This window comes from Streptosporangium sp. NBC_01469 (genome assembly GCF_036227305.1).
Taxonomy (GTDB): domain Bacteria; phylum Actinomycetota; class Actinomycetes; order Streptosporangiales; family Streptosporangiaceae; genus Streptosporangium.
In genome coordinates this window covers 7409525-7421872 of record NZ_CP109465.1, presented here as the reverse complement: position 1 = coordinate 7421872, position 12348 = coordinate 7409525, and the positions used below count along the sequence as shown (strand labels likewise).

The 12348-nt window shown below is 72.7% G+C and carries 9 protein-coding genes; 8 read left to right on the top strand and 1 reads right to left on the bottom strand.

The features are described 5' to 3' along the window. The first annotated feature begins 33 nt into the window (after positions 1-33). The 8 genes from OG587_RS32730 (at position 34) to OG587_RS32695 (ending at position 9629) form a co-directional block, all read left to right on the top strand. Positions 34-1842: an ABC transporter substrate-binding protein gene (locus tag OG587_RS32730; RefSeq protein ID WP_329082160.1), complete on the top strand. Its 1809-nt coding sequence runs from the start codon at positions 34-36 to the stop codon at positions 1840-1842. Further along, complete coding sequence (locus tag OG587_RS32725; protein WP_329082158.1) at positions 1839-2846, top strand: ABC transporter permease; 1008 nt, start codon at positions 1839-1841, stop codon at positions 2844-2846. The genes OG587_RS32730 and OG587_RS32725 overlap by 4 nt, the downstream gene beginning before the upstream one ends. Positions 2847-2943: 97 nt before the next feature. Then, the gene (locus OG587_RS32720) at positions 2944-3897 is read left to right on the top strand and encodes an ABC transporter permease (protein ID WP_329082157.1); all 954 of its coding nucleotides are present in this window, start codon (positions 2944-2946) and stop codon (positions 3895-3897) included. Between the two features lie 4 nt (positions 3898-3901). Continuing rightward, complete coding sequence (locus OG587_RS32715; RefSeq protein ID WP_329082155.1) at positions 3902-5329, top strand: ABC transporter ATP-binding protein; 1428 nt, start codon at positions 3902-3904, stop codon at positions 5327-5329. Next, the gene (locus OG587_RS32710) at positions 5326-6336 is read left to right on the top strand and encodes an ABC transporter ATP-binding protein (protein WP_329082153.1); all 1011 of its coding nucleotides are present in this window, start codon (positions 5326-5328) and stop codon (positions 6334-6336) included. Before OG587_RS32715 ends, OG587_RS32710 begins: the two co-directional genes overlap by 4 nt. Next, on the top strand, positions 6333-7379 hold the full coding sequence (locus tag OG587_RS32705; RefSeq protein WP_329082151.1) for a GNAT family N-acetyltransferase: 1047 nt from the start codon (positions 6333-6335) through the stop codon (positions 7377-7379). Before OG587_RS32710 ends, OG587_RS32705 begins: the two co-directional genes overlap by 4 nt. Positions 7380-7467: 88 nt before the next feature. Next, positions 7468-8397: an N-acetylmuramic acid 6-phosphate etherase gene (gene murQ / locus OG587_RS32700; protein ID WP_329082149.1), complete on the top strand. Its 930-nt coding sequence runs from the start codon at positions 7468-7470 to the stop codon at positions 8395-8397. Positions 8398-8546: 149 nt separating this feature from the next. Next, positions 8547-9629 carry a serine hydrolase domain-containing protein gene (locus OG587_RS32695; protein ID WP_329082148.1) on the top strand — a complete coding sequence of 361 codons (1083 nt, stop codon included), beginning with the start codon at positions 8547-8549 and terminating at the stop codon, positions 9627-9629. 95 nt (positions 9630-9724) lie between these two features. On the opposite strand, the gene OG587_RS32690 is transcribed toward OG587_RS32695, so the two are convergent. After that, a complete protein-coding gene (locus OG587_RS32690) occupies positions 9725-12286 on the bottom strand; it encodes a helix-turn-helix transcriptional regulator (RefSeq protein WP_329082146.1) in 2562 nt (853 codons plus the stop codon). Between the last annotated feature and the right edge of the window lie 62 nt (positions 12287-12348).

Sequence of the window (12348 nt, the reverse complement as noted above, 5' to 3'; positions counted from 1 at the left end):
CCCTGACCTCGAAGAACACCCAACGGAGCGTTCATGAAGCGACTAGCAGCGGCAGCGGTCGTCCTCTGCCTTGCCGCCGTCACCGCGGCGTGTGGCGGCAACGCGGACAGCTCCGCCGGTGGCGTCTTCACCACGATCGACGCGCTCAAACCGGGCATCGACGCGAACGCGCCGATCAACCCGTACAACCCCAAGGGCAACGCCTTTCGGGGATACAACGCCGAGTGGCTCGGGTGGACCAAGAACCATCTGACCGATCCGAACCAGTTCTACCCGGGCGTCGCGCAGAGCTGGCAGATCGCCCCCGACCAGTCCTCGATCACCCTCAGGCTCCACCCGGGCGGGAAGTGGTCCGACGGCGAGCCGATCACCGCGAAGGACGTGAAGTTCTCCATCGGGCTGGCCTACACCCAGGGCGGCACCGCCTACGCCCTCGATCCCTCCGCGGCCGGTACGGCCTCCGACATCAAGATCGTGGACGACAGGACGATCAAGATCACCCAGGCGGCGAAGAACCCGAGCTCCTCCTTCGTCCGCAGTGTCATGGAGACCGTCATCGTCCCCGAGCACGTTTGGCGCGGCGTGCTGCCCGCCGACTTCTGGCAGAGGCTGAAGCTCGCGCAGAGCGACGCCCCCGGGGCCGAGGTGGCACGGGCCGGGATCACCAGCCTCGCGGACAAGGTCATCTCCTTCGCCCCGCCCAGGGACGTCTCGGCCGGGCCGTTCGTCCTGAAGCGCGTCAACCCGGGCGAGGCGCTGCTGGTCAAGAACAAGAACTTCTACAACGCGGCCAACGTCGCCGCCGACCAGGTGCGCATCCTCAACTACACCGGCAACGAGCAGGTCTGGAACTACCTGGTCTCCGGCAGGCTGGACAGCGCGCCGTTCACCGCGGTCCCCGCGGGGGTGATGCGGCGGATCACCGAGACCCCGGGCAACGCCGTCGTCAGGGGATACTCGCCCGTCAGTGAGGGACTGGCGTTCAACCAGTCCAGGAAGCCCTACGACAACGTGCACGTCCGCCGGGCGCTGGCCTACCTGATCGACCGCAGGCAGGTGACCAAGGTCGCCTCCCCCGAGGGCGGCACCGCCTCGCTCACCACCTCCGGCCTTCACCAGCAGGCCGCGAAGGCGTGGCTGGGCGACGGCCTCGCCGCCCTGGACCCCTACCGGCACGACCCCGCCAGGGCCGCGAACGAGCTGCGGGCCGCGGGCATGAAAAAGGTCGCCGGCAGGTGGACGATGCCCGACGGCGGCCCCTGGAAGATGACCATCAACGTGCCCGCGTCCTTCTCCGACTGGCTGGCCGGCGCCAAGGCCGTCACCAGCCAGCTCAACGACGCCGGGATCGACGCCGAGGTCGTCACCACCGCCGACTACCCGCTCTACCTGGAGGAGATGGCGGCCGGGAAATACGACCTCGGCTTCTGGCTGGTGGCGCTCGGCCCCGCTCCGTACAACATCTTCCAGCGCCTGTACGGGGCCCAGAACGGCTGGCAGCTCTTCGGCGGCAGGCTCAGGCACGTCGCCCCCGGCACGGAGGGCAACTGGATGGGCGGCGCCGAGGTCATCGACGTCAAGGGCGCGGGCAGGGTCAACCCCGGCGAGCTGGCGGTCAGGCTGAACTCCGTGCCCGAGGCGGAGCAGCGGCGGATCGTCTCGACCCTCGCCAGGACCGCCAACCAGGACCTCCCGGTGATCCAGCTGTGGGACTACGTCAACACCCAGGTCGTCAACACCACCCGTTTCACCGGATTCCCGGGCAACGAGAGCGACGCGCTGCGCCTCACCTCCGGAGTCTGGCTCCAGCTCGGCATGGTCAAGAGGAAGAGCCACATATGACGGTCATCGCACGCCGCCTCGCGGGCCACCTCGCCCGCGGGCTCGTCATGATCCTGGTGGTCACCACGATCAGCTTCGTGATCATCAGGAACATCCCCGGGGACCCCATGCGGGCCCGCTACGAGAAGCTGGTCGAGCAGGGCATGTCGCCCGACCAGGCGGAACGCTCCGTCGCCGTGCTGTACGGGTTCATGCCGAAGGGCACGATGTGGGAGCAGTACCTCGACTACATGAGGGGCCTGTTCCACCTCGACCTGGGCCAGTCGCTGAGCGTCCCCGGCGCGGAGGTGACCACCCTGCTCGGCTCGGCGGCCACATGGACGATCCTGCCGGTCCTCGTCGGCACCCTGCTCAGCTTCGCGGTCGGCATCATCCTGGGCGTCTACGCGGCGATCAAGCGGTCGAGCAAACTGGGGGACATCCTGGCCGTCTCCGGCTCGCTCCTGCACGGCCTGCCGCAGTACGTCCTCGCGCTGCTGCTGAGCGCGGTCTTCACCACCCTGCTGCCGATCTTCCCCGCGAGCGGCACGGCGGACGTCACGCTCGAACCCGGCCTCAACGCCGCCTACATCGGCTCGCTGGTCCAGTACGCCACGCTGCCGGTCCTGGCCTACGCGCTGGCCGGATACGGGGGCTGGATCCTGGCGATGAAGTCGAGCGTGGTCACCGTGCTGGGCGACGACTTCATCCTGGCCGCCGAACTGCGCGGCATGAAGCGCGGGATCATCTTCCGCTACGTGGCGCGCAACGCCATCCTGCCGCTGTTCACCATCCTGGCGCTCTCGCTGGGCCTGCTGTTCGGCGGTGCGATCTTCATCGAGCGGATCTTCACCTACCCGGGGCTGGGCCTGCTGCTGCTCAACAGCATCACCGACCGCGACTACGCACTGATGGGCGGGGCCTTCCTGCTGATCACCGTGGCGATCGTCATCGCCAACATCGTGGCCGACATGCTCTACACCGCCATCGATCCACGGGTCCGTTCCGGACAGGAGGCGTCATGACCGGGCGAATCAGGGGAGCCGTGGGAAACGGTCTCCCGGTCACACGGGCGGCGGGGGATCTCGCGAGCTCGTACACGCACCCGGCGGGGGTGGTCGCGTGACGGCGCCGGTCATCACGGGTGGCGCCCCCGGCGCCCCCCGGACTCCGGACACCCCGGCCATCCCCGGCGTCTCCGGGACCCGCGCGACGCTGCGACGCAACTTCCGGCGCGGCGTCTGGCGGGTCCTGCGGCGCAAGCCCAGCCGGATCGTGGGCGTGGCCATTCTGGGCGTGTTCGCGTTCATGGGGATCTTCGGGCCGCTGCTCTACCCCGCGCGGCTGCCGCGCGACGACAACGCGCTCTACGCCGCGCCGAGCCTGGCACACCCCTTCGGCACCGACTTCGAGGGCACCGACGTGCTCGCCCTGGTGATCACCGGGGCCCGGTACGTCCTGCTGACCGCCCTGGTCACCGCCGTCATCACGGTCGCCCTCGGCACCGCCGTCGGGCTGTTCGCGGGGTTTCGGCGCGGGCGCTGGGACACCGTGCTCATGCGGATCACCGACATGAAGCTGACCATCCCCGCCCTCCCGCTGCTGCTGGTCCTGTCGACCGTCTGGAAGTTCACCAGCGCGCTCGAGATGGGCCTGGTGCTCGGGCTCCTCGGCTGGGGCGGCGTGGCGCGCGCCGTGCGGGCGCAGACCCTCTCGCTGCGCGAGCGCGGCTTCATCGAGGCGGCCAGGGGACTCGGCCTGTCCAGCGGGCACATCGTCGGCAGGGAACTGCTGCCCAGCATGGCTCCCTTCATCGCGATGAACATGCTCATCGCGGTGACCGGCGCGGTGTACGCGCAGGTGGGCCTGTTCTTCCTGGGCGTCCTGCCGTTCGACGCCAACAACTGGGGCGTGATGCTCAACCTCGCCGTGTTCGGCGGGGGCGCGCTGACGACGACCACGGCGCTGCCGTACATGCTGGCGCCGCTGCTGGCGATCCTGCTGCTCACCCTGGGCATCGTTCTCGTCGTTGACGCCATGGACGAGATCTTCAACCCCCGGCTGCGGGAGGACTGAACAGATGTTCGCACGTTCGGAGAAGGTGTCGGTGACACCGGGCGGGCGGCTGTTCGCCGCCGTGAGAGCCCGGCGCGCCCGGAGCACCCGGGGTGCCGGGAACCCGGAGGGCACCGACAGCACCGCGAGCACCGAGAGCGCTGCGGGCGCCGGGGGCACCGCGAGCGCCCGCGAGGCGGAAAGGGGCGGGCCGCCGGGGGTACGCGTCAGCGACCTGTCCGTCGTCTACCGGACGTCGGCGGGGGAACTGCCCGCCGTGTCGGGAATCGATCTCGAGCTGGTGCCCGGGACGATCACCGGGGTGGTCGGCGAGTCGGGGTCCGGCAAGTCCACCCTGGCGCTGTCGCTGCTCAACGCGGTCCAGCCCCCCGGCAGGATCCGCTCGGGCAGTGTGGAGATCGACGGGCTCGGCGACGTCGTCGAGCTGCGGGGCGACGATCTGCGCCGGGCGCGGGGACGGCACATCGGGTACGTCTTCCAGGCCGCCCAGAACTCCCTCAACCCGCTCAAGACGGTCGGCAAGCAGCTCCTCGACCTGGGCCGCTCGCACGACGTCCAGGACCTGCGGGGGCTGGTCAGGGACGCCAGGGACCTGCTCGGCAGGATGGGCATGGACGGCGCGCGGGTGCTCGACTCCCATCAGCACGAGCTGTCCGGCGGGATGCGCCAGCGGGTCGGCATCATGTTCGCGCTGGTGCTCAACGCCCACCTCGTCGTGCTGGACGAGCCCACGACCGCGCTCGACATGATCACCCAGGCCACGATCCTGCGGATCGTCAGGGAGGTCCACGAGGAGCGCGGGCTCACCACGCTCGTCATCACCCACGACCTCGGCGTGGTGGCCGAGGTCGCCGACCGGCTGGCCGTCATGTACGGCGGGCGCGTGGTGGAGCAGGGGCCGACCACCGAGGTGCTCGGCGCCCCCCGCCACCCCTACACCCAGGGGCTGATCCGGGCCATCCCGCGCCTGATCGGCGATATCGGGGAGGCCAGGGCGCTGCCCGGACGCCCGCCGACGCTTGGGACCGTTCCGTCGCGGGGATGCGTCTTCAGAGAGCGTTGCGAGCTGCGCGTGGACGTCTGCGAGACCGAGGAGCCGCCCGCCGTCTCGCGCGGCGAGTGGATCGTGGCCTGCCACGCCGTCGCCGCCCACCACGCGGAAGAGGACGCGGACGCGGCGCGTACCGCGAACGGGACCGGCGACGGAGCCGGGAACGTCGCGCCTACCGCGACCGGGACGGAGAACGGGAACGTCGCGCGTGCCGCGAACGGGACGGAGAACGGGAACGTCGCGCGTGCCGCGAACGGGACCGGGACGGAGAACGGAGACGAAGCCGGAAACACGAACGGGAACGCGTACGAGGACCGGGAGGTGCTTCTGCGGGGAGCCGGACGGGCGGCCGGGACAGACGGACCGAGGGAGAAGGCGTGATCACTGGGCAGGGAATCACGAAGACCTTCAGGCAGCGGGGCAGCGTGCTCGCCGGGCGGGAGGTGAAGGCGCTGCGCGGCGTCGACTTCGCCATCCCGAAGGGCGGGGCGGCGTCGTTCATCGGGGAGTCGGGCTGCGGCAAGACGACACTCGGGCGGATCATCGCCGGGCTGGAGAGCCACGACTCCGGAGAGATCACCATCGACGGCACGCCCATGTCGTCGCTGCGCCCGAAGCGGCGCCAGCCCTACTTCCGCCGCATCCAGCTCATCCACCAGGACCCGTACTCGGCGCTCAACCCGACCCGCACGGTGCACCAGACGCTGGACGCGCCGCTGTCGCTGCGAGCCGCGCAGACCGGCCGCCCACGGTCGTGGGTGGACGGGCGTGCCCAGGAACTGCTGGAACTGGTCGGTCTCGACCCCGGCTACGTGCTGTCGCGCTACCCCCACCAGCTCTCCGGCGGTATGCGCCAGCGGGTCGTCATCGCCCGCGCCCTCACCGTCGACCCCGAGATGCTCGTCGCCGACGAGGCCGTCTCCATGATCGACGTATCGCTGCGGCTGGGCATCCTCGCCCTGCTCAAGGACCTTCGCGAACGCCTCGGGGTGAGCGTGCTGTTCATCACCCACGACGTGGCGACCGCGCGCTACATCGGCGACGACGGCGAGCTGTACGTCATCTACCGGGGGGAGGTCGTCGAACGCGGTCACGTCGAGACGATCATCTCCGGCCCCGTGCACCCGTACACCCAGTCGCTGCTGTCGGCGATCCCCGTGCTGCACGGCCTGGAGCGGCCAGGCGAGGAGCCGGTGACGCCGACCGGGGCGCTCGACGAGAGCCGCCTCGACGCGGGTTGCCTGTTCGCCCGGCGCTGCCCGTTCCGTACCGGCCGCTGCGAGTCGGAGCACCCGGCGCTCGGCCACGGCGGCGGCACACCCCAGGAGCACGCCTGCTTCCACCCCGCTCCCCGCGACGTCGTCGCCATGCCGGTCGGCCGTTCGTGACCCCGCTGGGAAACGGTCCCGGCGCGGGGCCGTGGAACGTGGGCGAGGGGCCGGGGGCGCACGAACCGTCGAGAGTCCGCCGGACGTCGGGGGCTCCCGAAGTGCCGGGGCCCCCTGAAGCGCCGCGGGCCTCCGAGGCGCCGGGAATCCGCGAGACGCCCCGGACGCGTGAGGCGTCCGGGATCCGCGAGGCCGTCGCGGCCGATGCGGCGGCGCTCGCGGGGATCGCCGGGGCGGCGCTCACCCATGACGCGGGGGAGGCGGCGAGCCTGGTCGCCAGGCTCGCCGCGCCGCCCGCGCACCGGTCCTGGACGGCGCTGGTGACGCGCGGTCTCGACGGTGTGGTGTTCGCCTCCATGTCGGCGCGCGACCCGCGCGTGGGCCACGTCGACCTGCTCGCCGTGCGTCCCGAGGCTCGGGGAACGGGTCTCGGCCGGGCGCTGGTCGCCGCGGCCGAGGACTGGCTGCGCGGCCGGGGGGCGACCGAGGCCCGCTTCGCCGGCAACCCGCCCTGCTACGCCTGGCCCGGCGTCGACGTGCGCTACACCGAGGCCGCCTGCCTGGCCGAGAGCCTCGGCTACGAGCGCTACAACGTCGCCTGGAACATGACCGTCGACCTCGGCGGGGACCTGTCCGTCGATGCCGACCTCGCGCGGCTGGCGGACTCCGGGGTCACCGTGCACGCCGCCGCCCCCGGGGACCGCGCCGCCGTGTCGGCCTTCGTCGGGGAGCAGTGGAACGCGAACTGGGCGTGGGAGGCGGAGCAGGCCGTCGGCTGCCACTACGCCGTCAGGGAAGGCGAGATCCTCGGCTTCGCCGCGTGGGGTACGAGGCCCTCCTGGTTCGGCCCGATGGGTACCGCGCCGGCCGCGCGGGGCCTGGGGGTCGGCCGCGTGCTCGTACGCCGCTGCCTCGCCGAGCAGCGGGCCGCGGGCATGTCGAGCGCCCAGATCGGCTGGGTGGGGCCGCTGCGCTTCTACGCCCGGACGGTCGGCGCGCACGCCGAGCGGGTCTTCTGGCTCTACCGCCGTGGGTTGCCGTGACGGCCTCGCCCACCGGACACCGCCATCACTGTCAGAAGATCATCCACTTGGCAGCAGTGAGACAGGACAACTAACGACATGGGATGTCATGAGTGATCAACCAGCCGCACTGTCCACGCTTTCCACCGAGCAGAGCGATCCGCGCTACAGCCGGATCGACCGGCTCCCCACCGAGCAGGTGGCCCGGCTGATGAACGCGGCGGACACCACGGTGCCCGCGGCGGTGGCCGAGGCGGTTCCGGAGATCTCGGCCGCGGTGGACGCGGTCGTGGCCCGGATGAAGTCGGGGGGCCGCCTGTTCTACGTGGGCGCGGGAACGTCGGGCCGGCTGGCCGTGCTGGACGCCTCCGAATGCCCGCCGACCTTCGGTACCGATCCCGAGCTCGTCCAGGGCGTCATCGCGGGTGGCACTCCCGCGCTGACGCGTTCGGTCGAGGGCGCGGAGGACGACCACGCCGGGGGAGCGGCCGCCCTCGCGGAACGGGGAGTGGGCGAGCTCGACGCGGTGGTGGGCGTCTCCGCCAGTGGCCGCGCACCCTTCGTGCTCGGCGCGCTCGCCGAGGCGAGCCGCCGCGGAGCCCTCACCGTGGCACTGTCGTGCAACGCCGAGACCCCGCTGTCGGCGGCGGCACGGCACCCCATCGAGGTGATCGTCGGCCCGGAGGTGGTGACCGGCTCCACCAGACTCAAGGCGGGGACTGCGCAGAAGCTGGTCCTCAACATGATCTCCACGATCGCGATGGTCAAGCTGGGCCGTACCTACGGCAACACGATGATCGAGGTGTCGGCGATGAACTCCAAGCTGGCCGACCGGGCGGCCAGAATGGTGAGCGACATCACCGGGGCGGCACTCTCCGCCGCCCGCTCCGCGCTGGAGGCCGCCGGATGGCACGTGAAGGTCGCGGTACTGATGATCGAGCACGGTCTCGACGCCGGTGGCGCCCGGGTCCTGCTGGAGCGGCACGGCGACCACCTCGACGCGGCGCTGGAGGCGGCGGGACAGGCCAGGGGGGCCTGACCCTCCGGCGGAGGGGGAACCGGAACCGGACGTGAGACCGGCGCCGGGCACGGAACAGGTTCCCCGCGCGACACCGGGGCCGACACCGGGGCCGACACCGGGCGCGAGGCCGGAACGCGGAACCGGGACCGAGGGCGGGAGCGGGAGCGATGTCCGATCGAGGGGAAGGCGCCCGGCTCGCCGGGATCCTCGGGGCGGCGGTGCCGCGTGTCTGCTCGGCCGCGGTGGCCGCGATCGCCGTGGGCGGTGTCACGGTGGCCGCCGCCGCGGTGGGGGAGGCCGTGCGCTACTCGTCGGCCTCGGAGGAGCTCGCCGGAGACCGGCCGCCCACCCTCCGCGACTCGATCTTCGACCTCGCCTCGATCACCAAACTCTTCACCACGGCCGTCATCCTGTCGCTGGCCGAGGACGGCCTGCTCGGCCTGGACGAGCCCGTCGCGGTCCGGCTGCCCGCCTGTTACGGCGGCGCCCCGGAGGTCACCCTGCGGCACCTGCTCACCCACACCGCGGGACTGCCGCCGGGACGCAGGGCCCACGAGGAGATTCCCGGTGACGGCCCGGAGATCCGCGCCACGCGCATGGAGCGGATCCTCTCGACGTCGCCGGTCGGCCCCGCGGGTGAGCGCTACCTCTACTCCGACGTCGGGCTGATCACGGCGGGCCGGGTGGCGGAGATCGCCGGCCGGGCCTCCCTGGACGAGCTCGTCCGCACCCGGGTCACCGGCCCCCTGGGCCTGCCCGACACCGGCTACCGCCCCGCCGCGTCCCTGCTGCCCCGGATCGTCGCCACCGAGCACAAGCCCGAGCGCCCGGGGCCCGGATGCGTGCGCGGCGAGGTCCACGACGAGACCGCGCACGGCCTGGGCGGGGTCGCCGGGCACGCCGGGATCTTCTCCACCGCCGACGACCTCGTACGCTTCGCCGAGGCCCTGCGCACGGGAGGAGCCCCGCTGCTACGTGGGGAGACGGCCGCCGAGATCACCCGCGACCACGGCGTGAGGGGCGCGGACTTCCGTCACGGCCTGGGCGTGCGGATCGGCGACCCCGCGATCGTCGGCCCGCTGGCCGACGCCTACGGCCACTCCGGCTTCACCGGCACCTCACTCGTCGTCGACCCGGGGCGGGCACTGACCGTCGTACTGCTGACCAACAACGTCCACCCGCTCCGTGGCCGCGCGGGCATCCGTGACCTGCGCCACGCCGTCGCCGCCGAGGCCCTGCGCCTGTCCTGACCAGCCTGTTCTGACAGTGACGATGTGGATGAGCCTCCCGGCGGGGCCCGCCCCAAGTCCCGGCCGGCCTTGGGTCCTCCACGGGACCTGCCGACTCATGTCGCCCCGGTGTCCTGGGGGAACAGGGCGGGGCTCAGCTCGCGGAGCTGGTCTCTCGAGGTGACGCCGAGCTTGGGGAACGCCTTGTAGAGGTGGTTGCCCACGGTCCGCCGGCTGAGGACGAGCTGGGCGGCGATATCCCGGTTGGTGGCCCCACCGGCCGCCAGCCGGACGACCCGGAGCTCCTGGGGCGTCAGCAGGTCCAGCTCGCCTGCCAGGGACACGCGCCGGGCGTCACCGGCGCGCAGTTCGGCACGGGCACGGTCGGCCCACGGGCGGGCGCCCAGTTCCTCGAAGCCGGCGAGCGCGGCGCCCAGCTCGCGCGAGGCACGGGCGCGCCGGCCCCTGCGGCGCAACCATTCGCCGAACAGCAACCGGGTACGGGCGAGCTCGAACGGCTGGCCCGCGCTCTCGTGCAGGTTCAGCGCCTGGCTGTAGAGCGAGTCCGCCTCCCGGCCCTGCTCCAGCAGCGCCCGGACGCGCAGGACGAGCGCGGCGGGACCCGGCCTGCCGGTGCCCGTCGCCCACGCCTCGAACCTGACGAGCCGCGTACCGAGCTCGGCGCCCCTGCCCGCGTGCACGGCGGCCTCGGCGAGGTCGGGGGTCGAGCGGATCGCCAGGAGCGGGGGCAGCGGGCCCTCGGCGAACCGCCGCAGCGCCAGGCCGGGACGGCCGTACCCGAGATCCAGCAGGGCCAGCGCCCAGGGGCCGACGGAGGGCCTGGCGGGACCCGGCGGGCGCCTGAACGGGACGCCGCCCACCGCGTGCCCGACCTTTCCGGTGCTCCTGACCTTCCCGCGGTTTCCGGCCCTGCCTCCGCCGCTGTTCTTCCCGGAATCGTATGAGCTCCGGCCGTCGTCCTCCGCCGTACCGTAGGCGATGCTCCTGGCGGCGAGGCGACGGCACTCCTGTTCGGCGCCCCGCACCGCGGCCAGCCAGGCGAGCAGGCCGGTCAGTGAGCCGGTCAGGTCGTGCCGCCCGGCGTCCCCGGCGAGCAGCAGGGCCTGCGTCGCGCTCGCCGCGGCCTGTCCGTGCAACCCGGCGGCGGCCTGGGCCGCCGCGAGCATGTGCAGGGCCTTCGGCTCCCTGCCCGGCATACCGTGTGTACGGCACAGGGCCACCAGGCCCTCCGCCCACCGGCAGGCCGCGAGGTCGTCGCCCATGGACAGCAACCACGCCGCGCTCCAGGGAGGCATCCCCGCGTGCTCCGACCGCCAGGTGACCGTACCTGCCGTGTCCGGCCAGAGGCCCGGCCAGAGGTCCGGCCAGGGATCCGGCCAGGGGGCCGGCCACTGTGGCGGTCGCGGGTCCGGGGCGCCCGCGGAGAGGATCTCCTGCCTGAGGCGGGTGAGTTCGAGACGGGTCGCCGGGGCGGCGAGCGGCAGCGCCCGCTCGCTGAGGGCCATGGCGTGCGCGAACTCGCCCACGTCGATCGCCGCCGCCACGGCCTCGGTGAGCAGGCGGGCGCGCGTGGCCGGGGACTCGCTGAGCTGTGCCGCGTGTTCCAGCGCGGCGCCGCCGTGGCCGCGGTCGGTGCTGCGCCGCGCGTGCAGCTCCAGCCGGACCGCCAGCCTGTCGCAGGGGACGGCCGCCGCCGTGGCCGCGTGATGCGCGGTGTCCTGGCCCGGTCCTTCGGCCAGTGCCCCGTGCACCCTGATCCGCTCGGCGACGGGCGCGTCCTGGTAGAGCGCGGGCCGCAGCAGCGGATGGGTGAAGCCGAGCCGCCGGCCGGACAGCGACACCAGCCCCGCCCGCTCGGCGGGTTCGAGGTCGCCGAGGTCGCCGCCGAGCCGCTCGACGGCCGCCGCCATCGGCGCCAGCTCGCCGGAGCCCGAGGCGGCGGCGACGAGAAGTGCCAGGCGGGCGGGGGAGGGGAGCGCGGTGACGCCTTCCGCGAACCTTCTCAGCGTGGTCGCGCCGACCGGCATGGTCTCGGGCCTCAGCCTCAGTGGGGACCGGTGCAGATCGGCCGCCACTCCCGTGGCGAACTCCGCCAGCGCCAGCGGGTTGCCGTCCGCCGCCTCGGCGATCTTCCGGCGGGTGAACGGCGTCAGCCGCCCGGTGTGGGCGGCCAGCAGCGCGAGGGAGTTCTCGCGTCCCAGCCGGGACAGGCGCAGGGAGGGCAGGTCGAGCGGGAAGCGCGCGCCGTCGGGCAGGGCGAGGACCAGCGCGTACGGTGCCGCGTGCCGCCGCGCGGCGAACGCCAGCGCCTCGGTGGACTCAGGGTCGAGCAGGTGCGCGTCGTCCACCAGGCACAGCACGGGGCCGGTGGCCGCCAGGTCGGCGAGCCTGCCGGCGACGGCCTCCGGTGTCCCCTGGCCGGTGAGGCCGGTGCCGAAGAGGTGGTCGACCCCCGCGTACGGCAGGTCCGTCTCGGATTCGACGCCCTGGGTTCGCAGCACCCGTATGCCCCGGACGGTGTCCGCGACATGATCGAGGAAAACGGACCGCCCGGCCCCGTACTCCCCCCGAACGAGGAGAGACGCCGCCCTGCCGCCTCTCACCGCCTTCAACAACCGCCAGATGTGGTCAAACTCAGTTGTCCGCCCGTACAACACGCCTGGACTGTAGCCCCCACCTTGATCGTTTCAGTGAACGAAGAATGAACAGTCGGGACCTG

What these genes read in the sequence shown, in the direction of transcription:
- OG587_RS32730 (WP_329082160.1), top strand. Translation starts at nt 34, where the DNA reads ATGAAGCGACTAGCAGCGGCAGCGGTCGTCCTCTGCCTTGCCGCCGTC.
- OG587_RS32725 (WP_329082158.1), top strand. Translation starts at nt 1,839, where the DNA reads ATGACGGTCATCGCACGCCGCCTCGCGGGCCACCTCGCCCGCGGGCTC.
- OG587_RS32715 (WP_329082155.1), top strand. Translation starts at nt 3,902, where the DNA reads ATGTTCGCACGTTCGGAGAAGGTGTCGGTGACACCGGGCGGGCGGCTG.
- murQ (WP_329082149.1), top strand. Translation starts at nt 7,468, where the DNA reads ATGAGTGATCAACCAGCCGCACTGTCCACGCTTTCCACCGAGCAGAGC.
- OG587_RS32695 (WP_329082148.1), top strand. Translation starts at nt 8,547, where the DNA reads ATGTCCGATCGAGGGGAAGGCGCCCGGCTCGCCGGGATCCTCGGGGCG.